This is a genomic window from Streptomyces cyaneochromogenes, assembly GCF_003963535.1.
Classification (GTDB): domain Bacteria; phylum Actinomycetota; class Actinomycetes; order Streptomycetales; family Streptomycetaceae; genus Streptomyces; species Streptomyces shaanxiensis.
In genome coordinates, this window is the sequence record NZ_CP034539.1 from 3,529,475 (window position 1) to 3,550,090 (window position 20,616).

Here is a 20,616-nt window from a genome sequence, read left to right on the forward strand (position 1 = left end):
ACCAGCTGCTTGGCACGGGAGGTCCCACTTGTCCCCCGTCCGAGGTTCAACTTCACAGTGAACTTCACAGAAAGCGGTCTCGCCGCCGCCAACGAGAAATTCCCTCGCTCGTCCCGCAATGCCCTGGTAGGCATGGTTCATGGCGAAAGACAGTGCGAGCGAGGCCGACCGTCCCGAGCTGCGGGTACTGCGCAAGGACGAGTGGGGCATCTGGTACGACACGCTCATCCGCGCCTTCGGTGGCGTCGCGGAGTCGGCCGAGGAGCGGGAGTTGTGGGACTCGCTCACCGAGGTCGACCGTTCCATCGGCGTCTGGGAGGGGGACGCGTGCGTGGGAACGGCCGGCGTGTTCAGCTTCCGGCTCACCGTGCCCGGCGGTGCTTCCGTCCCGGCCGCCGGTGTGACCATGGTCAGCGTCGCCGCCACGCACCGTCGGCGCGGCGTCCTGCGGTCGATGATGCGGCGGCAGCTGGACGACGTACGCGAATGGGGCTGGCCGCTGGCCGTCCTGACCGCCTCCGAGCCGGAGATCTACGGCCGGTTCGGTTACGGCGTCGGCACCTTCCAGACGAGCGTCGAGATCGACACGACCCGCGTCCGGCTGTCCGTGCCGCCCGGCACGGATGACGTACGGCTGCGCTACGCCGTACCGGCCGACGTCCTCGACGTCTGCGAGGCCGTGTACGCGCGCAAGGTGGCCGACCGGCCCGGAATGCTGGCCCGGCAGCCCGGCTGGGAGCGACTCGGGGTGCTGGACCCGGAGAGCGACCGGGACGGCGCGTCGCCGCTGCAGTGCGTGCTGGCGGAGCGGGGCGGCGAGGTGGTCGGGTACGCGCGCTTCCACGTCAAGCCGGAGTGGGACGGCAACGGGCCCAAGGGCGCCGTGAATCTGCGGGACGTACAGGCCCTCGACCCGGTGGCCCAGGCCGCGTTGTGGCAGTTCCTGTTCGGCATCGACCTGACGTCCACGGTGACGGCACGCGCGCGTCCGGTGGACGAGGCGTGGCAGTACCAGGTGTCCGACATCCGGCGGTGCGCGGTGCGGGTGCGGGACGGGTTGCATGTGCGGCTGGTGGACGTCGGGGCGGCGCTCGGGGCGCGGACGTATCAGGCGCCGGTGGACGTGGTGTTCGAGGTGGAGGATGCCTTCTGCCCCTGGAACACCGGGCGTTGGCGGCTGAGCGGGGACGCCAAGGGTGCGTCGTGCGAGCGTACGACGGACGCGGCCGATCTCTCCCTGTCCGTACGGGAGTTGGGGGCCGCCTACCTCGGTGGCGTGAGCCTCGCGGCGCTGGGGGCGGCCGGGCGGGTGCGGGAGGTTCGGCAGGGGGCGTTGGCGGAGGCGTCGGTGGGGTTCGCTTCTGCTGTGGCGCCTTGGTTGCCGCACGGGTTCTGACGTGAAGGTTCTGGCGGGTGGGTGCCTGCGGGTGATTCCTGTGGGTGGCCCCTGTGGGCGGGTGCCTGCTGGTGGGAACTGACGCGTGGGTTCTTGCGGGTGGGCCCTGACGCATCTCGGTCGGGGCGCCTACGGCGTCTGGCAGGTCGGGCACCAGAAGAGGTTGCGGGCGGCGAGGTCGGCGGTGCGGATCTCGCCGCCGCAGATGTGGCAGGGCAGGTTGGCCCGGCGGTAGACGTAGACCTCGCCGCCGTGGTCGTCGACGCGCGGCGGGCGGCCCATGGCCTCCGGGGTGTGCTCCGGGCGGACGGTGTCGATGCGGTTGTTGCGGACGCCCTCGTGCATGAGCTCGACGAGGTCCGTCCAGATGGCCTCCCACTGGGCGGGGGTGATGTCCTTGCCCGCGCGGTAGGGGTCGATGCGGTGCCGGAAGAGGACCTCGGCGCGGTAGACGTTGCCTACGCCCGCGATGACCTTCTGGTCCATGAGCAGGGCGGCGATGGTCGTACGGCTGCGGGCGACGCGTTGGTGCGCGGTGTGCGGGTCGGCGTCCTCGCGGAGGGGGTCGGGGCCGAGGCGGTCGTGTATCGCCTGCTTCTCGGTGGGGGTGATCAGGGCGCAGGTGGTGGGGCCGCGGAGGTCGACGTATGCGGTGCCGGTCGCCAGGCGGAGGCGGACGGTGTCCGTGGGTGGGGGTGCGGGGGCGTCGCCGAAGCTGACCTTGCCGAAGAGGCCGAGGTGGATGTGGATCCAGTCGGTGTCCCTAAAGCCGAGGAAGAGGTGTTTGCCGTGGGCCTCGGTGTGGGTGAGTTCGGCGCCGGTCAGGAGTTCTGCGGCGTCTGAGAACTTGCCCTGGGGGCTGGTGACGTTCGGGGTCGTGCCGAGGAATGCGGCGGCGTAGTCCTGGGCCAGCCGGTGGATGGTGTGCCCCTCAGGCACGGTGGCTCCTTCTTCGTCCTTTGTCTGGGGGTGGGTGGGGGCGGGGGCGGGAGGTTTTCGCCCCCGCCGCCCCTACCCGTCCCGTCCTCCAGGGGCTCCGCCCCTTCGACCCCGGTTGCTTTCTGGGGGCTGCCGCCCCCAGACCCCCGCTTCGGCCCTGAACGGGCCTCGTCCTCAAACGCCGGACGGGCTGAGATGCCCCGGCCGGCGCCGAGAAGTGGCCCTCGTCCACATGACGCCCCCTGCGGGTGGGTGGGGGCTAGGGACGGTGTGGTCCTGGCCTCGAACGCCGGACAGGCTGAGATGCCCGGGCCGGCGTCGAGCAGTGGCACCCGCCCACATCCGGCCCCTGCGGGTGGATGTGGGCTAGGGACGGTGTGGTCCTGGCCTCGAACGCCGGACAGGCTGAGATGCCCGGGCCGGCGTCGAGCAGTGGCACCCGCCCACATCCGGCCCCTGCGGGTGGATGTGGGCGGGGGAGGGCGGCCCACCGAGGAGTCGCCCTCGCCCAGAACGCGCCCCCTGCGGGTGAGTGAAGGCTCGGGGCGGCGTTGCTCCCGGGTGCTACTGCTGCGGGTGGTGCGGCGGGATCGGGGGGAGGTCGCCCGTCGTTTCGTAGTCGGCCAGCATGTTGATGCGGCGGGTGTGGCGGTCGTCACCCGAGTACGGGGTGCTCAGGAACGTCTCGACGAACTTCGTCGCCTCGTCCTGCGTGTGCATGCGGGCGCCGACCGCGATGACGTTGGCGTTGTTGTGCTGGCGGCCCAGCGCGGCCGTCTCCTCGCTCCAGGCCAGTGCCGCGCGGACGCCCTTCACCTTGTTCGCGGCGATCTGCTCGCCGTTGCCGGAGCCGCCGATCACGATGCCGAGGGAGTCGGGGTCCGCGACCGTCCGCTCCGCCGCGCGGAGGCAGAAGGGCGGGTAGTCGTCCTGGGCGTCGTAGATGTGGGGGCCGCAGTCGACCGGGTCGTGACCCGCCGCTTTGAGCCACTCGACGAGGTGGTTCTTGAGTTCGAAGCCCGCATGGTCGGAGCCGAGATACACGCGCATGGAACGAGTGTGACACGGCTGTTTCAGGGCAGCAGCGCCGGGTGTCGCCCGTGTCACATGTGACGCAGACTATGGAAGCTCAAGGAAACCTCAAGTAACAATCCCGAATCAAAGGTTCCCGAATCCGTTCTCCTCCGATTCACTGGTCCGACTCGTACACCGCTCGTTCACCATCCGTACGAGAACCGCTCCCCACGGCGCAAAGGAAATCCGTTCCATGACTTCGCAGCCGACTCAGAAGACGGCCGGACCGGCCGGACCTGCTCCCGGCGGCCACGGCCTACAGGCCGGCCTCAAGAACCGCCATCTGTCCATGATCGCCATCGGCGGTGTCATCGGCGCCGGACTCTTCGTCGGGTCCAGCTCCGGTATCGCCACCGCCGGCCCCGGCATCCTTCTCTCCTACGCCCTCGTCGGCACGCTCGTGGTGCTGGTGATGCGGATGCTGGGTGAGATGTCCGCGGCCAACCCGACCTCCGGGTCCTTCTCCGCGCACGCCGACCGGGCGCTCGGGCGCTGGGCCGGGTTCTCCATCGGCTGGCTCTACTGGTTCTTCTGGGTCGTCGTGCTGGCGGTCGAGGCGACCGCCGGTGCGGTGATCCTGGAGGGCTGGATCCCGGCCGTCCCGCAGTGGGGCTGGGCCCTGATCGTGATGGTGGTGCTGACCGCCACCAACCTCGTCTCCGTCGGCTCCTACGGCGAGTTCGAGTTCTGGTTCGCCGGCATCAAGGTCGTCGCGATCGCCGCGTTCATCGTCATCGGCGGGCTGGCCGTCTTCGGGCTGCTGCCGGGCGTCGACAGCGAACAGGCCGGGCTGAGCAACCTCACCGAACACGGTGGATTCCTGCCCAACGGTGCCGGTGCCATCCTGACCGGTGTGCTGCTGGTCGTCTTCTCCTTCATGGGCAGCGAGATCGCCACCCTGGCCGCCGGTGAGTCCGAGAACCCGCAGCAGGCCGTCACCAAGGCCACCAACAGCATCATCTGGCGAGTCGCCGTCTTCTACCTCGGCTCGATCTTCGTGGTGGTGTCCCTGCTGCCCTGGGACAGCAAGGCGATCGCCAAGGACGGCTCGTACGTCGCCGCCCTCGACTCCCTCGGCATCCCGCACGCCGGTCAGATCATGAACTTCATCGTGCTGACCTCGGTGCTGTCCTGTCTCAACTCCGGCCTCTACACCGCCTCCCGCATGGCCTTCTCCCTCGGCCAGCGCGGTGACGCCCCGAAGGCCTTCGGCCGCACGACCGGCAACGGCGTGCCGCGCACGGCGATCCTGGCCTCCGTCGTCTTCGGGTTCGTGGCGGTGTTCTTCAACTACGCCTACCCGGACTCCGTCTTCCTCTTCCTCGTCAACTCCTCCGGCGCGGTCGCCCTGTTCGTCTGGCTGGTCATCTGCTTCTCGCAGCTGCGCATGCGCAAGATCATCCAGCGCGAGGCGCCGGAGAAGCTCGTCGTGAAGATGTGGCTGTACCCGTACCTGACCTGGGCGACGGCCGCGCTGATCGTCTTCGTCCTCGGCTACATGCTCACCGACACCGAGCACGACGGCCGCAAGACCGTGCTGCTGTCCCTCCTTGTGGCGGCGCTCGTGCTGGTGACCGCCTTCGTGAAGGAGAAGGTCGGGCGTGGGCGCGCCGCGGGTGTCGAGGCCGCCGCCTCGGTCGAGCCGCGCGACGAGGTCAAGACCGGCTGAGCACGAACGCCGGGCCTTCGAGGGCCCGTGGAGTTCCCGCGGAGGGGCGGTGGGGTGCCGTGCGCACCCCACCGCCCCTCCCCTGTTTCCGGGAACATGTTGTTTCCGGAAACACCTGTCCTGTCACAGCACCGTGAAGCTGTCCCTCACCTTCTCGTACGTCTTCAGAGCCTCGGGCTCGATGTCCGGCTGGTACCAGGTGTTGATCTGGTACGACTTGCCCTCCACGGTGAAGCCCAGCAGCCGGGCGTGCCAGGGGGCGCCCTGGAGGGTGAAGGTGTACTCCCAGACGACCGCCGGGTGCCCGCGGAACGTCGTCCGCTCCAGGCGGATCTTGCGGTACTGCTGCCCCTGCCGGGCGTTCTCCTCCGACTTCTGCCAGGAGTCCATCAAGTCGTCGCGGGCCAGGGACGACTTGGCGGCGAGTTCCTGCTTGGCGTCCGGTGACGTGTAGTGCACCTCCGACCCCGTCTTGACGTCCCGTCGCCAGCCCTCGGGCGGCGCCCACGCGAACCCGCCCGCCTCCCGGCGCGACCCGGGCGGCAGGCTCTGCGGCCTCGACGTGCCCTCGACCGTGGACGACGGGCCCGTGGAGGGGGTGGACGCGACCGAGGCGGGCGGCGACGAGCCGGCTTCGCCGCCGCCCGGCGACCCCAAGTCGGTCGCCAGCACGATCGCCATGACAGCGCCCGCGACCACGACACCGACGGCGACGGCGATACGTCCCGTACGGCGGCGCCCGCGCCGGGGGCCGGCCGGGACCGGGGGGCCGGGCAGCTCGCCGGGTGGCATCGGGGTGGACGACCGTGCCGCGCCGGGCGCGAACTCCCCCTCCGGAACCGGCCGGCGCTCGGTCACCGCCTCGGCACGGGACAGGGAGACGCCGGGGCGGTGGGGAGCAGCGGGGCCGCGGGCATTGCCGGGAGCGGGGCCACGGGAGTTGCCGGTCGGGGTTTCGGAGCGTGCCTCCGAGCGGGGTTCGGAGGCGAGTTCGGTGGAGGAGGAAGAGGGCGGGGCCCCGGGGGGTGGGGTGGTGGAGGGCGGCGTGGTGGAGGGCGGGGTGGTGGAGCTGTGGGTGGGGGGTGGTGCGGGGTCCCGCCGGGTTTCGGTGGTGGGGTGCCGTACGTCCTCGGTCGTCGCGGGCTGCGGCGGTATCGCGTCGTGTACGGCTTCCGGCTCGCGAGGGTCGCGGGGGGTGACGACGCGGGGCGCCTCCAGGAGCGCGGGGGTGGGCGACTCGCCGGGGGGCGGGGGTGCCGGAGTGGACGGGGCGAGGTTCGAGTCCGAGGGCGGGGGCGGGGTGGGCAGGGATCGGGGAGTGGGAGCGTGTGCCGTCGCGCGCTCCGGCGCCGAAGTGGGCGACGGTTCCTGGTCGGGCCCGGCGGCATGCGCGAGGTCGGGGGCATGCCTTGGGTCGAGGGCGGGGCTGGGGGGATAGGCGGGGTTGGAGTCGTAGGCGGGCCCAGAGCCATAGTCAGGGTCTGAGCCGGAACCAGGGTCGCCGGAGCCAGGAACAGAGCCGGGGCTGAGGTCAGGGCCGGGACCGGGACCAGAGCCAGAACCGAGGCCGGAGCCGGAACCAGGGACGGAGCCCTGGACTGAACCGGGGCTGAGGTCAGAACCCGGACCGGAGCCAGAACCAGAGCCAGGACCAGAGCCAGGGCTGAGGCCAGGGCCGGGACCAGGCCCAGGACCAGGAACGAGACCAGGGCCAGAACCAGCCCCAGCGACAAGGCCGGGGACGGCGTTGGACTCAGGCTCGCGTACAGCCTCGGCCTTGCCACCGGGTCCCGGCGCGGGGCCTCCCTCAGCCGCCGGCGCACCCGCCGGCCCGCTCACCGGCCCGCTCGCCGGCTCGCTCGCCGCCCCGTCCAACCCCCCGCCCGCCCGCGACGACTCGGACGCGACCCCCGTACCACTCCCAGAACCAGCTCCCCCCGCACCCCAACGCCCGGCGCCTGCTCCCCCCTCCGCCTCTCCCGCACCATCCCTCACGGCCTCCGGCCCCCGCGGCTCCCCCCTGACCGACACAGACCCCGCTCCCCCAGTCCCCGGCATCGTCGGCGTAGCCGTGGGGAACGCCACCGGGTGGAGGGTCGTCTCCAGGTCGTCCAGGTCGGGGCGGCTTGACGGGTCCTTGTTCAGGAGGGCGGTGAGGATGTCGTGCAACGGGCCTGCTGTCGGCGGGAGTTCGGGCTCCTCGTACAGGACCGCGTGCAGGGTTGCCAGGGTGGTGTCGCGGGAGAACGGGGAGCGGCCGGCGAGGGCCGCGCTCAGGGTGGCGCCCAGGGACCAGATGTCGGACGGTGGGCCCTGGGGGCGGCCGGAGACGCGCTCGGGGGCCATGTAGTCGGGCGAGCCGACCAGCATGCCGACCATGGTGAGGGCCTTCGCGTCCTGGATCGCCGCGATGCCGAAGTCCGTCAGGACGACCCGGCCCCGCCCGTTCGTCGCCTCCGCCTCCACCAGGACGTTGCCCGGCTTGATGTCCCGGTGCAGGACACCGCGGGCGTGGACCTGGCGCAGCGCCGCCACCAGGCCCAGGCCGATGCGGGCCGTGTCGCGCGGGCCGAGGGGGCCCTCTTCCGCCATGATCCGTTCCAGGGAGCGGCCGGCCACCAACTCCATGACGATCCACAGGCGTTCACCCTGGTCGACCACGTCGTAGACCCGTACGACGTTGGGGTGGTCGATCCGCGCCGTGGCCCGCGCCTCGCGCAGGGTGCGTTCGCGGCGTGTGCGGGTGTCCTCCGGGTCGAGGCCGTCGATGCGCATTTCCTTGACGGCGACCAGCCGGTCGAGCACTTCGTCGACGGCTCGCCACACGCGCCCCATTCCCCCCTGGCCGATACTCTCGACCAGCCGGTAGCGCCCCGTCACCAGTAACCCTGGAAGCCCACCGCTCCTCGTATTTCCCGCGCTCCCCGCGCTCCCCGCATTTCCAGAATTTCCCGCGCTTCCCGCATTTCCCGGCAATCCACTGCACCCCCCTCGAAGCCGCATCGGACATCCGCCATTGAAACACAATGGTCACACTTCGTGCCGTACCAGCATAGTGCGGAGAAATCTTGTGGTAGCTCTTCAAGTACTGCGAATTCAGGCGCAGGCAAGGGGGACGAACATGAGTTCTCGTCGCACGACGGCCATCGCGGGATCGCTGGTCGCGGCATCTTTCTCGGCAGTGCTGATCCTTTCCGCCACTGCCGGCGCGGATGACCAGGGGCCCGGAAGCAACAAGGGGGGAAAGGTCATCGACGAGGCGCCGGCAGGGGTGAAGCTCACCACTCTGCTGCCCGAGAAGATCTCGGTGGACAACGGTTCACAGGAGACCGACATCACCGCCACGGTGAAGAACGAAGGGACCAAGGACAGCGGAGAGATCAGGCTTTTGGTCGTCGGTTTCGACGGCCTTACCGTCAAGAATGTCGAGGGTTGTTCAGCAATCGAGGAAAGCGGTCTTCCGGAGGGCTCGAACAGCGGTTTCAGCTGTGCCATCGACAATCTGCCGGCCGGTGAGTCGAAGTCGTACGCCGTCGACGCGACGTACGACCTGAGCAAGGCCGGCAAGATCTGCCTGCCCGTACAGACCGGTGACGGCAAGAAGACGTACTGGCAGCAGGGCCCGGTCCCGTTCGGTACGACGAACCCGTCGCCCGACGCGCCGGCCACCCCGCTGCTCCTCGGCACCGACAACAAGCCCGTCGCGCCGGGCGCCGACGAGCTGCCCAAGACCGGCCTCGGCCGTGACGTCCTGCCGCTGGGCGCGGCCGGCGCGACGCTGATCGCGGCGGGCGCGGCCGGGCTGTGGTGGTCGCAGCTGCGGCGGTCGCGACAGCCGCGGGGCTGACGACAGCCGCAGGGCTGAGCTGCACCGGATCAACACCCGTCGGGGTGCGGTCGCTTGCTGCCGCACCCCGCTTCCTCTTCGCAAGGAGACAGATCTGACGGCCGTTGTCAGGCCGGGCCCGCATCCTGCTGTCGCCGCACCATCTCGGTGATCCAGACGGGCGCGAACGGCGAGGTGCAGCCCGGGGACGTCGGGTAGTCCTTGAGCACCTGCAGGCGCTCACCGATGTCGATCGCGCGGGTGCGGTGCTCGGTGTGCTCGATCCCGATCTGGGCCAGGCAGTGGTTCATCGCCCACTGCAGACGGTCCGGGGCGTCCTTCATCTGCGCCTCGATGACGTCGAGCAGCCCGGCGAGGTCCAGGCCCTCGGGTTTCCTCGCCACGCGTTCGGTGGTGAGCGCCCAGCCGGCGCTCGCGACGACCGGGTCCGGGTCGGCGGACCAGGCCACGCGCAGCTCCTCGGCGTGCGGGTTCTTCTTCACCACGTAGTTCACGAGCCAGTCGTGCACCTTGGGTGTGCGCGCCTCGCGCAGCATGACGTCCAACTCGTCGCGCTCGAAGGCCTTCGGACGGCAGATCAGCAGCGCCAGCAGTCTCGCCGCGGTGTCGTCCGTGTCCCAGAGCCGGCGCGCGAGGTCCTGCTGGGTCTTCAGCCGCTTCGCGAGCGCGCGCAGCTTGCCGAGGTTCACCCCGTGATCGTCACCGTGTCGCTCGTTCACCGCGCGTGTCTTCGGGTCGTCGAGCCCGGCCAGCTCGGCCATCACCTCGGCGAGCGTCGTCTCGATCGGCGTCGTCCCGGCCACTTCGGCCTCCCCGGCCTCCCGTCCGTCGCCTGCGCGTCTCAGCCTACGAGGGGGCCGGTCCCCTGCCCCACCCGCGGGCGACGCAAGAGGCCCGCCGGGTTGTCGTCGTCGCACGACCCGGCGAGCCTCTTCGCGGAACTGCCGCGTCAGCGGTTGATCAGCTTCCAGGTGGTGGGCAGCGCGCCCATCGCCAGGGCCGCCTTGAGGGCGTCGCCGATCAGGAACGGGGTGAGGCCGGCCGCGATGGCCGCGGAGGCCGACATGCCGGTGGCCAGGGCCAGGTAGGGGACGCCGACGGCGTAGATGATCGCCTCGCCCAGGAGCATCGCGCCCGCCGTGCGCAGGGCGGTGCGGTCGGCGCCGCGGCGGGCCAGGGCGCCGACGACGGTGGAGGCGAGGATCATGCCGAGGATGTAGCCGAAGGACGGGGCCGCGGCGCCGGAGGTGCCGTCCGCGAACCACGGCACGCCCGCGATGCCCGCCAGGGCGTACAGCGCGAGGGAGAGGAAACCGCGACCGGCGCCGAGGGCCGTACCGACCAGCAGCACCGCGAGGGTCTGGCCGGTCACCGGGACCGGGGAGCCCGGCACGGGCACGGAGATCTGGGCCGCGAGGCCGGTGAACGCGGCGCCGCCGACGACGAGCGCGATGTCGCGGACGCGGGAGGCCGGGAGCAGGTCGGCGAGGACCTGCCCCGGGCGGGCGGGGGCGGCGGCAGCGGTGCTCATGGGGACTCCGCGAGGTGAGGACGGTACGGGACGCTTGTGACCGTATCCCGGCGTGTGCGGGCCGATCACCGTCAGTGGTCGACAAAGGCGCGTTCACGGGCTTGGTGGGCTCCGGACAAACGATGGGTGTTACACCGGGTACGGGGTGATGCCGGTCACTGAGGCCGGGACGTTCAGCTCACATGCCGTGGTGGGGGCGGGCTGTAGGGATCCGCCAATCGGGCCGCCCTCGTGAGAAGCGGCCGTCTCGCCCGTCGGTCGCCGTCTGGGCAGCGGGTGGGCCGTTTTGCTAGCTTCGAGCGCATGGTCGCCCAGTCCCGGAACTTCTCGTCGCGTCGCCACGTCGATCTGCGACGCGTGGGCGCGGCCGCCTGTCGCCGAACGAGGTGAGTCGGCTCCGGTGACCCGGTACGACTCGCCGCCTCAGACGGCGCAGTGTCGGACCGGCTCCCGAGGAAGTTCCCCATGCCCCGTACCGCGGCACCCACCCTTACGTCCACCGTCCCCCGTATCGCCGACCGCGACCGGCGCCGGACCAGCGCCAGCGTCATCCTGCGCTCCGTGCTGGAACACGGGCCGGTCGCCCGCAGCACCATCGCCCGGCTGACCGGGCTGTCACCGGCGTCGGTGACCGACTACTGCGCCCGTTTCACCGAACTCGGGCTCATCCGGGAGTCCGTCGCGCCCCGGCAGGTCAAGGGCGTCGGCAGACCGCACGTGCCTGTCGACCTGGACGACTCGCGGTTCGTGGTGTGCGGGGTGCACGTGGCCGTGCCCTACACCACGGTCGCGCTGCTCGATCTGCGCGGACGGGTCGTCGCCGACCGGGAGTTGAAGCACTCGGGGGCCATCGAGCCGTACGGCGTGCTGGCCCGGGCCGCCGACGGGCTGGCCGCGCTGCTGGACGAGACGCCGGGCAGCCGGCCGCTCGGCGTCGGATTCGCCGCGGGCGGCTGGGTGGACCGCGACACCGGGACCGTCGTCGCCCACCCGCTGCTGGGCTGGCGCGAGGTGCCGGTGCGGGAGGTGCTCGGCGCGCGCACGGGGCTGCCGGTCCATGTGGACGGCCACGCGCGGGCGTTGGTCAACGCGGAGCGGCTGTTCGGGCGGGCACGCGGCAGCGGGAGCGTGCTGCACCTGTTCGTCGGCAACGTGGTCGACGCGGCGTTCGCCACCCATGACGAGGTGCACCACGGACCTCGCTCGCAGGCCGGCGCCATCGCCCATCTGCCGGTGCCGGGCGGGACGGAGACCTGCGAGTGCGGTCGGGTCGGCTGCCTGCAGGCCGAGCTGAGCGAGCGGACGCTGTGCCGCCGGGCGCGTGCGGCGGGCGTCATCGAGGGGGTGAACCCCGTGCATGTGGTCGCCGCGGCGGCCGCGGGCGACCGGGAGGCCGTACGGCTGCTGGTGGAGCGGGCGAGTGCCGTCGGGCGGGCGGCGCGGCTGCTGCTCGACGTCCTCAATCCGGAGACGGTGGTGGTGACCGAGATGGGTGTCATTCACCGGGAGGACTGCCTCGCCGCGTTGCGCTCGGGGGTCGGCGACGGGCGCGCGACGGCCGTCGTGCCGACGAGTTTTCCGGATTCCGTGCTTGCCGTGGCCGGTGGCTCGGTGGCCCTCGACGTGCTCTACCGGGATCCGCTGGCCGTGTCACCTGAGGCTATTTAATTCAGAAACTCGGAATGTTGACAGGGATCGCCGATGTCCAGGAACATCCTGCTCATGAGCCTGTTCGTGAGCTGTCGCACCCTTTGTTGCTGACACACCGCCACGTGTGAAGCGCTCATTTCCTCCTGCGTGAATTTCCCCCTCCCTGGCTTTCTCCTGCCCGGAATTCCGCATGCATTCCCATCACTTTGGCCTACGGAGTCCTGCCATGTCATCTCTGCCTGCCCCGGGCGTTGACCGCCGTCTGTTCCTGACCTCGCTGCTCGGTGTCACCGCCGCGGCCGCCGGCCTCTCCGGCTGCGCCGACAGCAGCGCGGCCGCCGGCAGCGAGGGCGCCTCGACCGCCCCGCTGGCGAAGAAGGTGCCCGCCGGTACCAGTCTGAAGATCGCCTCGTTCTCCAACTCCCAGCAACTCCAGTTCAGACTGGCCAAGTTGGGCGACCCTCCGTTCAAGGTCAGCAACTGGCTGAACATCGGCGCCGGGCCCGATGTCATCAACGCCTTCCGGGCCAAGTCCCTGGACCTCGCCAACAATGCGGGCATTCCGCCGATCCAGGCGCACTACCAGGGCTTCGACGCGAAGATCGTCGCGATCAACATCACCCGCAAGCCCAATTACCTCTTCGCCACCAAGCCCGGCAGCGACATCCGGTCGGTCGAGGACTTCAAGGGCAGGAAGCTCGCCTTCTCGCAGGGCCAGGCGCAGGGCGTCGTCCTGCTGCGTGCGCTGAGGAAGGCCGGCCTGAAGTACGACGAGGTGGAGCTGGTCCCGCTGACCAGCAACCAGTTCCTCACCGCACTGCAGTCCGGCCAGGTCGACATCGCCCCGCTCGGCAACACCCAGGCGCCGGCCTACCTGTCGCAGTACGAGTCCAAGGGCGCCCGCACCATCCCCACCGACGTCGTCGACCTGCTCAACCTGCTGTGGGCGCCGGTCTCCGTGCTGAACGACCCCGCGAAGGCCGCCGCGGTCGCCGCGTACATCCCGTACTGGGCCAAGGGCCAGGTGTGGACGTACGAGCACCCCGACGTGTGGAACCGGGAGTTCTACGTCAAGACGCAGAACCTGACCCTCGCGCAGGCCGAGGCGATCACGAAGCTCGCCAACAAGCCGCTGTTCCCGCCGAGTTGGGACGAGGCCATCAAGTGGGAGCAGGAGACCGCGGATCTGCTCGCCGAGGGCGGCTTCGTGAAGAAGTTCGACGTCCGCGAGCTGTTCGACCACCGCTTCGAGGGCATCGCCGCGAAGTCCGTACCGGCCGAGTACCGGAAGTGACCGCCATGACCACGACCACCCTGGACAAGGCCGCCGACGTCGTCGTCGCCGACGAGCGGCCCCGCAAACGCCGCCGCGGGCTCGCCCCCGGCAAACGCCTGCCCGCCGCCCGGCTCACCGGGCCCCTGCTGGTGCTCGTCCTGTGGGCCGTCGCGTCCGCCGCCGAAGCGCTCGACGCCGCCGCGATCCCCGCGCCCTGGACGGTGGTGGAGACCGGCGTCCAGCTGTGGACCGACGGGACCCTGATCACCGACATCCTCACCTCTTTGCAGCGGGCCGCGTCCGGCTTCGCGATCGGTCTGACCGCCGGCATCGTGCTGGCCCTGGCCTCCGGGCTGACCCGCACCGGAGAGGCGTTGATCGACGGCACGGTCAACCTCAACCGGGCCATCCCGACCCTCGGTCTGATCCCGCTGTTCATCCTCTGGCTGGGCATCGGCGAGACCTTCAAGATCGCGATCATCGCCATCGTCGTCTACATCCCGATCTACCTCAACACGCATGCCGCGCTGTCCGGCATCGACAACCGGTTCGTCGAGCTCGCCGAGGTGCAGGGCCTGTCGAAGCTGCGCTTCATCCGGGAGATCGTCATCCCCGGCGCGCTGCCCGGGTTCTTCGTGGGACTCCGGCTCGGCGTGACCGGCTCCTGGCTGGGCCTGGTGGTCCTGGAGCAGATCAACGCCACCAGTGGACTCGGCTACATGATGTTCCAGGCGCAGAACTACGGCCAGTCGGACGTCATCCTCGTCGGCCTGGTCGTCTACGGCATCTTCGGCCTCGCCTCGGACAGCACGGTCCGCATCATCGAACGGAGGGTGCTGTCGTGGCGCCGCACACTGAGCAGCTGACCCGCCCCGCCGTCCAACTGCGCTCGCTGACGCGCTCGTTCGACGGACGTACCGTTCTCGACGGCATCGACCTGGACATCCCCGCCGGCCAGTTCGTGGCCCTGCTGGGGCACAGCGGCTCCGGCAAGAGCACCCTGCTGCGGGCGGTCGCCGGGCTCGACCACGAAGTCACCGGCAGCGGACAGCTCACCGCCCCGGACCGGGTGTCGGTCGTCTTCCAGGACTCCCGGCTGCTGCCCTGGCGCCGCGTCCTCGCCAACGTCCTGCTCGGGCTCGACGGCAAGGAGGCGGAGCACAGGGGCCGCGAGGCCCTCGCCGAGGTCGGGCTGAAGGGCCGCGAGCGGGCCTGGCCCAACGAGCTGTCGGGCGGCGAGCAGCAGCGCGCCGCACTGGCCCGCTCCCTCGTCCGTGAGCCCGAACTCCTGTTGGCGGACGAGCCGTTCGGGGCGCTGGACGCGCTCACCCGGATCAAGATGCATGCCCTGCTGCGGGAGCTTTGGGAGCGCCACAGGCCCTCGGTTCTGCTCGTCACCCATGACGTGGACGAGGCGATCGTGCTGGCCGACCGGGTGCTCGTGCTGGAGGAGGGGCGTATCGGGCTCGACCTGACCATCGACCGCGATGCGCATGCGCGCGGCGAGTACCGGTCGCGGCTGCTTGCGGCGCTGGGCGTGACCGAGGACGTCAGGTGACCGCCGGGTGCCGTGCGCTCGGGCGACTTTCGCCCCCGCCGCCCCTACCCGTCCCGTCCCCGGGGGCTGCCGCCCCCGGACCCCCGCCTCGGCCCTGAACGGGCCTCGTCCTCAAACGCCGGACAGGCTGAAATGCCCGGACCGGCGCTCGTAAGGCCATCCCCGACTGTCCAGAACGAAGGACACCGCATGCCCCGGCAACTCCACCTCAACGCCTTCCTCATGAGCACCGGCCACCACGAGGCCTCCTGGCGGCTCCCCGAGAGCGACCCGTACGCGCACGTCGACCTGGCCCACTACGTCCACCTCGCCCGTATCGCCGAGCGCGGCACCTTCGACTCCCTCTTCCTCGCCGACGGTCCGCAGCTGTGGAACAACCTGGCCCAGCGCCCGGCCGGTGCCCTGGAGCCGCTCACCCTGCTCACCGCGCTGGCGACGGCCACCGAGCACATCGGCCTGATCGCCACCGCGTCCACCTCCTACAACTCCCCCTACAACCTGGCCCGCAAGTTCGCCTCGCTCGACATCGTCAGCGGCGGCCGGGCGGGCTGGAACATCGTCACCACCGCCGGTGCCGAGGCCGCCCGCAACTTCGGGCTGGACGCGGAGCCCGCGCACGCCGAGCGGTACGCCCGTGCCGCCGAGTTCCTGGACGTCACCCAGAAGCTCTGGGACAGCTGGGAGGACGACACGGTCGTCGCCGACAAGGCGGCCGGCGTGTGGGGCGACGACGCCAAGATCCATCCGCCGCGGCACAGGGGGACGTACTTCAGCGTCGAGGGCGCGCTCAACGTGCCGCGCACGCCTCAGGGTTACCCCCTGCTCGTGCAGGCGGGATCGAGCGAGGACGGCAAGCACTTCGCCGCCCGGTACGCGGAGGCGGTGTTCACCGCGCAGCAGACGATCGAGGACGCGCGGGCCTTCTACGCCGACCTCAAGGCGCGTACCGCGCAGGCGGGCCGCGACCCCGACCACATCAAGGTGCTGCCCGGCATCGTGCCGGTGATCGGCTCGACGGAGGCCGAGGCGCTGGCGGCCGAGCAGGTCCTGGAGGACCACATCGTGTACGCGCACGGCGTGGGCCGACTGGAGAGCCTGCTGCAACTGGAGCCCGGGGCCCTGGAGTTGGATGCCGAGCTCCCGGCCGACCTGCCCGCCGAGGACGCCATCGAGGGTGCCAAGAGCCGCTACACGCTCGTGGTGGAGCTGGCCCGGCGCGAGCGGCTCACCGTGCGGCAGCTCATCGGGCGGCTCGGCGGCGGCCGCGGTCACCTCACCTTCGCCGGTACGCCCGAGCAGGTCGCCGACGCCATCGAGACGTGGTTCACGCAGGGCGCCGCCGACGGCTTCAACATCATGCCGCCGGTGCTGCCCTCCGGCCTCGACGCCTTCGTCGACCACGTGGTGCCGATCCTGCGCGCCCGCGGCCTGCTCCGCAGCGAGTACGGCCCGCGCCAGACCCTGCGCGAGCGCTACGGCCTCCCGCGCCCCGCCAACCAGTACGTCAGCCCGTCCGCACCCGCCCTCGTCTGAAAGGACCGCTCATGTCCCTCGACATCCAGAAGGTCACCGCCAACATCGGCGCCCGTGTCTCCGGGGTCGACATCTCCCAGCCCCTCGACGAGGAGACGGTCAGCGCTCTGCGCGAGGCCCTCAACGTCCACAAGGCGCTCGTCCTCGACGACGTGGACCTCGACGACGCCGGCCACCAGGCCTTCGCCCGCCACTTCGGCGACATCACCACCGCCCACCCGACGGTGTCCGCCGTCGATGGCGCCGCGAACGTCCTGCCCGTGGACAGCGAGCGCGGCCGGGCCAACCACTGGCACACCGACGTCACCTTCGTCCTCAACCCGCCGCAGGCCACCACCCTGCGCAGCATCACGATCCCGCCGTACGGCGGCGAGACCCTGATCGCCAGCTCGGCGGCCGCCTACCGTGACCTGCCCGAGCCGCTGCGCCGGCTGGCCGACACCCTGTGGGCCGAGCACACCAACGACTACGACTACGCGGTGCCGGACGAGGAGATCGACGCGGAGAAGGCCGAGCAGCGCGCCGAGTTCACCTCGATCAAGTACCGCACGGCCCACCCCGTCGTCCGCGTCCACCCGCTCACCGGTGAGCGCGGGCTGTTCATCGGCGGGTTCGCCCAGCGGATCGTCGGCCTGTCGGTCGGCGAGTCGCGCAAGATCCTCGACCTGCTCCAGTCGTACGTCACCCGACCCGAGAACATCCTGCGCTGGCGCTGGTCCCCGAACCAGCTGGTGATCTTCGACAACCGCATCACCCAGCACTACGCCATCGACAACTACGACGGCCTGCCGCGCCGCCTGCACCGGGTGACCGTCGCCGGTGACGTGCCGGTCGGCATCGAGGGCAAGGAGAGCTACTCGATCGAGGGGGACGCCTCGCACTACACGACGGTCGCCGCCCCCGTCGCCGCGTGACCTGGGCGTCACGTACAGTGCGGCGAGTGTCCGCATAGTGGGCAGCCTCTCCTTCTGAGCGGAGAGGCTGCCCAGACTGTGGGCGTTTTTGCCCTCTCACGCATTGGACGAGCCGCGCCCATGCAGAACAGCTCGACGGAGACGCCCGCGACCGCGGACGACGTCTCCCCCGGCCAGACCCCCGGCCCGAACCCCGGCCTGAACCACGGCCTCAAGCAGCGCCATCTGTCGATGATCGCCCTCGGCGGTGTCATCGGCGCTGGCCTGTTCGTCGGGTCCGGTGCCGGAATCGCCGCCGCCGGTCCCTCGATCGTCATCGCCTATGTCCTCTCCGGCCTCCTCGTGATGCTGGTGATGCGGATGCTGGGCGAGATGTCCGCCGCGTATCCGTCGTCGGGTTCCTTCTCCGCGCACGCCGAGAAGGCGATCGGGCCCTGGGCGGGCTTCACCGCCGGCTGGTCGTTCTGGGTGCTGCTGTGCACGGCCGTCGGCCTGGAGGGCATCGGCGCCGCGAAGATCGTCACCACCTGGCTGCCGCACACGCCCGAGTGGGCGTGGGTGGCGCTGTTCATGGTCGTGTTCTGCGGCGCGAACCTGGCCGCCGTGAAGAACTTCGGCGAGTTCGAGTTCTGGTTCGCCGCGCTGAAGGTCGGCGCGATCGCGCTGTTCCTGGTGCTGGGCGGGCTGGCCATCGCGGGCCTCCTGCCGGGCACGGACGCCCCGGGCACCGCCAACCTCACCGGCGAGGGCGGATTCCTCCCCAACGGCACCGAGGGACTGATCATCGGCCTGCTTGCCTCGGTCTTCGCCTATGGCGGCATGGAGACGGTCACCATCGCCGCGGCCGAGTCGGAGAACCCGGTCAGCGGTGTGGCGAGCGCGGTGCGCACGGCCATGTGGCGCATCGCCCTGTTCTACATCGGCTCCATGGCGGTCGTCGTCACCCTCGTCCCCTGGGACTCCGCGGAGATCGTCGAGAAGGGCCCGTACGTCGCCGCCCTCGACCACCTCGGCATCCCCGGCGCCGGCCAGCTCATGAACGTCGTGGTCCTGGTCGCCCTGCTGAGCGCCATGAACGCCAACATCTACGGCTCCTCGCGCATCGCGTACTCCCTCGTCCAGCGCGGACAGGGCCCGAAGACGCTGGGCCGGGTGTCCGGCGGCGTCCCGCGTGTCGCGGTCCTGGCCTCCTCGGTGTTCGGTTTCGTCTGCGTGGTGCTGAGCTACTGGCGCCCGGACGACGTCTTCCCCTGGCTGCTGAACATGATCGGCGCGGTCATCCTCGTCGTCTGGATCTTCATCGCCGTCTCCCAGCTGCGGCTGCGGCGCCGGCTGGAGCGCGAGGCGCCGGAGAAGCTGGTCGTGCGGATGTGGGCGTTCCCGGTGCTGACGTGGGTCGCGCTGGCGGGCATGGCGGCGATCTTCGTGCTCATGGCCCGGGAGCCGGACACACGGGTGCAGCTCTACTCGACCGGTGGGATGACGGTGTTCCTGGCGGTCGTGGGATACGCCTGGCAGAAGGCGCGCGGCAAGGCCTGACCACCGGTCCGCCGCCACCTCCACACGCACAGAAGCCCCCGTGTGATCCACACGGGGGCTTTTTGCTGTTAGCTTGTTGTTGCAAGCCACTTGCAATAAGAGCTCTGAGGGGAACCCTTCATGTCCGTCTACACACTCCCGGAACTGCCCTACGACTACTCCGCGCTCGCGCCCGTGATCAGCCCCGAGATCATCGAGCTGCACCACGACAAGCACCACGCGGCCTATGTGAAGGGCGCGAACGACACGCTGGAGCAGCTCGCGGAGGCGCGGGACAAGGAGCAGTGGGGGTCGATCAACGGCCTGGAGAAGAACCTGGCGTTCCATCTGTCCGGGCACATCCTGCACAGCATCTACTGGCAGAACATGACCGGCGACGGCGGTGGCGAGCCGCTCGCCGCCGACGGTGTGGGCGAGCTCGCGGACGCCATCGCCGAGTCCTTCGGCTCCTTCGCGGGTTTCAAGGCCCAGCTGACCAAGGCGTCGGCCACGACGCAGGGTTCGGGCTGGGGTGTGCTGGCGTACGAGCCGCTGAGCGGGCGGCTGATCGTCGAGCAGGTCTACGACCACCAGGGCAACGTCGGGCAGGGCGCCACTCCGATCCTGGTCTTCGACGCCTGGGAGCACGCCTTCTATCTCCAGTACCGCAACCAGAAGGTCGACTTCATCGACGCCATGTGGGCCGTCGTCAACTGGCAGGACGTGGCCCGGCGTTACGAGGCCGCCAAGTCCCGTGCGGACGTGCTGCTGCTCGCGCCGTGACGGCGAAAGGCCGTAGCGGCCACAGCGGCCGCTGACAGTCGTCCTGCCTCGTGATCGTCTTCTCACCCTTCACGAACGGCAGGCGGAATGACGGAAGCCCCCGCGAGGACCTGACTCGCGGGGGCTTCCCAGTGCCTGGAGGGCGTCAGGGCTTGCGGCCCAGGGCGCCGTGCTGGCCGATCGGCCGGGGGTCCTCGTCGCCCGGCTCGGGATGCCACAGCGGGACCGGGACGAGGCCGGGCTCCACCAGGTCCAGGCCCTCGAAGTACGCGGCGATCTGGTCGACCGGGCGCAGGAAGTAGGGGACGGCGCCGGTCTCGTTGTAGGCGTCCTGGGCATGCTCGTAGGCCGGGTCGGTGCCTCGCGAGCCCTCGTTGAGGGAGAGGTAGCTGCCGGAGGGCAGGCCGGCCAGGAGGCGGCGGACGATGTCGCGGGCCTGGTCGTGGTCGGCGACATGGCCGAGGATGCCGCTGAGGATCAGGGCCGTGGGGCGGGAGAGGTCGAGGGTCTCGCCGGCCGCCTCCAGGATCTTCTCCGGCTCGTACAGGCTCAGGTCCTCGTACGCCGTCGCGCCCTCGGAGGTCGAGGTCAGCAGGGCGCGGGCGTGGGCCAGGACCAGCGGGTCGTTGTCGACGTAGACGATCCTCGACTCGGGCGCGATGCGCTGGGCGACCTCATGGGTGTTGTCGACGGTCGGGAGCCCGGTGCCGACGTCGAGGAACTGGCGTACGCCCGCCTCCGCGACCAGGTACCGGATGCTGCGGCCCAGGAACGCCCGGCTGCCGCGGGCGATGGTGACGATGCCGGGGAAGACGGCGGTGTAGGCGTCGCCGGCCGCCTCGTCCACGGGGTAGTTGTCCTTGCCGCCCAGCCAGTAGTTCCAGATCCGGGCCGAGTGCGGTACCGAGGTGTCGATCTCCGTCATGTG

The 20,616-nt window shown here is 70.6% G+C and carries 17 protein-coding genes; 11 read left to right on the plus strand and 6 right to left on the minus strand.

The genetic code is table 11. From position 1 onward, the window contains the following. Positions 1 to 139 precede the first annotated feature (139 nt). Complete coding sequence (locus EJ357_RS15735; protein WP_126392221.1) at positions 140 to 1,396, plus strand: GNAT family N-acetyltransferase; 1,257 nt, start codon at positions 140 to 142, stop codon at positions 1,394 to 1,396. Between the two features lie 129 nt (positions 1,397 to 1,525). Here the strand turns inward: EJ357_RS15735 and EJ357_RS15740 are convergent, their stop codons facing one another. Further along, entirely contained in the window at positions 1,526 to 2,335 is an 810-nt protein-coding gene (locus EJ357_RS15740) for an Fpg/Nei family DNA glycosylase (RefSeq protein WP_126392222.1), read from the minus strand. A 564-nt stretch (positions 2,336 to 2,899) separates the two neighbouring features. Next, positions 2,900 to 3,385 (minus strand): ribose-5-phosphate isomerase, encoded by a 486-nt coding sequence (locus EJ357_RS15745; RefSeq protein WP_175647406.1) that lies wholly within the window; start codon positions 3,383 to 3,385, stop codon positions 2,900 to 2,902. A 217-nt stretch (positions 3,386 to 3,602) separates the two neighbouring features. Here EJ357_RS15745 and EJ357_RS15750 point away from each other — a divergent pair, with 217 nt between their 5' ends. Beyond that, a complete protein-coding gene (locus EJ357_RS15750) occupies positions 3,603 to 5,078 on the plus strand; it encodes an amino acid permease (RefSeq protein WP_126392223.1) in 1,476 nt (491 codons plus the stop codon). A 123-nt stretch (positions 5,079 to 5,201) separates the two neighbouring features. Here the strand turns inward: EJ357_RS15750 and EJ357_RS49345 are convergent, their stop codons facing one another. Beyond that, entirely contained in the window at positions 5,202 to 7,904 is a 2,703-nt protein-coding gene (locus EJ357_RS49345) for a serine/threonine-protein kinase (RefSeq protein WP_407698491.1), read from the minus strand. Between the two features lie 295 nt (positions 7,905 to 8,199). Here EJ357_RS49345 and EJ357_RS15760 point away from each other — a divergent pair, with 295 nt between their 5' ends. Further along, entirely contained in the window at positions 8,200 to 8,925 is a 726-nt protein-coding gene (locus EJ357_RS15760) for a hypothetical protein (RefSeq protein WP_126392224.1), read from the plus strand. Positions 8,926 to 9,032: 107 nt separating this feature from the next. Here the strand turns inward: EJ357_RS15760 and EJ357_RS15765 are convergent, their stop codons facing one another. Continuing rightward, positions 9,033 to 9,686 carry a DNA alkylation repair protein gene (locus EJ357_RS15765; protein WP_407698519.1) on the minus strand — a complete coding sequence of 218 codons (654 nt, stop codon included), beginning with the start codon at positions 9,684 to 9,686 and terminating at the stop codon, positions 9,033 to 9,035. 188 nt (positions 9,687 to 9,874) lie between these two features. Beyond that, positions 9,875 to 10,456: a biotin transporter BioY gene (locus EJ357_RS15770; protein WP_126392226.1), complete on the minus strand. Its 582-nt coding sequence runs from the start codon at positions 10,454 to 10,456 to the stop codon at positions 9,875 to 9,877. A gap of 465 nt (positions 10,457 to 10,921) precedes the next feature. Here EJ357_RS15770 and EJ357_RS15775 point away from each other — a divergent pair, with 465 nt between their 5' ends. The 8 genes from EJ357_RS15775 (at position 10,922) to EJ357_RS15810 (ending at position 19,688) form a co-directional block, all read left to right on the plus strand. After that, positions 10,922 to 12,124 (plus strand): ROK family transcriptional regulator, encoded by a 1,203-nt coding sequence (locus EJ357_RS15775; protein ID WP_126392227.1) that lies wholly within the window; start codon positions 10,922 to 10,924, stop codon positions 12,122 to 12,124. A 208-nt stretch (positions 12,125 to 12,332) separates the two neighbouring features. Beyond that, a complete protein-coding gene (locus EJ357_RS15780; protein ID WP_126392228.1) occupies positions 12,333 to 13,400 on the plus strand; it encodes an ABC transporter substrate-binding protein in 1,068 nt (355 codons plus the stop codon). Positions 13,401 to 13,405: 5 nt separating this feature from the next. Beyond that, a complete protein-coding gene (locus EJ357_RS15785; RefSeq protein WP_126392229.1) occupies positions 13,406 to 14,248 on the plus strand; it encodes an ABC transporter permease in 843 nt (280 codons plus the stop codon). Continuing rightward, positions 14,224 to 14,940 carry an ABC transporter ATP-binding protein gene (locus EJ357_RS15790; RefSeq protein ID WP_126392230.1) on the plus strand — a complete coding sequence of 239 codons (717 nt, stop codon included), beginning with the start codon at positions 14,224 to 14,226 and terminating at the stop codon, positions 14,938 to 14,940. Before EJ357_RS15785 ends, EJ357_RS15790 begins: the two co-directional genes overlap by 25 nt. A 189-nt stretch (positions 14,941 to 15,129) precedes the next feature. Then, complete coding sequence (locus tag EJ357_RS15795; RefSeq protein ID WP_126392231.1) at positions 15,130 to 16,473, plus strand: LLM class flavin-dependent oxidoreductase; 1,344 nt, start codon at positions 15,130 to 15,132, stop codon at positions 16,471 to 16,473. Positions 16,474 to 16,484: 11 nt separating this feature from the next. Next, on the plus strand, positions 16,485 to 17,387 hold the full coding sequence (locus EJ357_RS15800; RefSeq protein ID WP_126392232.1) for a TauD/TfdA dioxygenase family protein: 903 nt from the start codon (positions 16,485 to 16,487) through the stop codon (positions 17,385 to 17,387). A gap of 120 nt (positions 17,388 to 17,507) precedes the next feature. Further along, positions 17,508 to 18,926: an amino acid permease gene (locus EJ357_RS15805; protein WP_126392233.1), complete on the plus strand. Its 1,419-nt coding sequence runs from the start codon at positions 17,508 to 17,510 to the stop codon at positions 18,924 to 18,926. Between the two features lie 120 nt (positions 18,927 to 19,046). After that, complete coding sequence (locus tag EJ357_RS15810; protein WP_126392234.1) at positions 19,047 to 19,688, plus strand: superoxide dismutase; 642 nt, start codon at positions 19,047 to 19,049, stop codon at positions 19,686 to 19,688. 145 nt (positions 19,689 to 19,833) lie between these two features. Here EJ357_RS15810 and EJ357_RS15815 read toward each other — a convergent pair whose 3' ends face one another. Further along, positions 19,834 to 20,613, minus strand: a complete 780-nt coding sequence (locus tag EJ357_RS15815) for an SAM-dependent methyltransferase (RefSeq protein ID WP_126392235.1) — start codon at positions 20,611 to 20,613, stop codon at positions 19,834 to 19,836. Positions 20,614 to 20,616 lie beyond the last annotated feature (3 nt).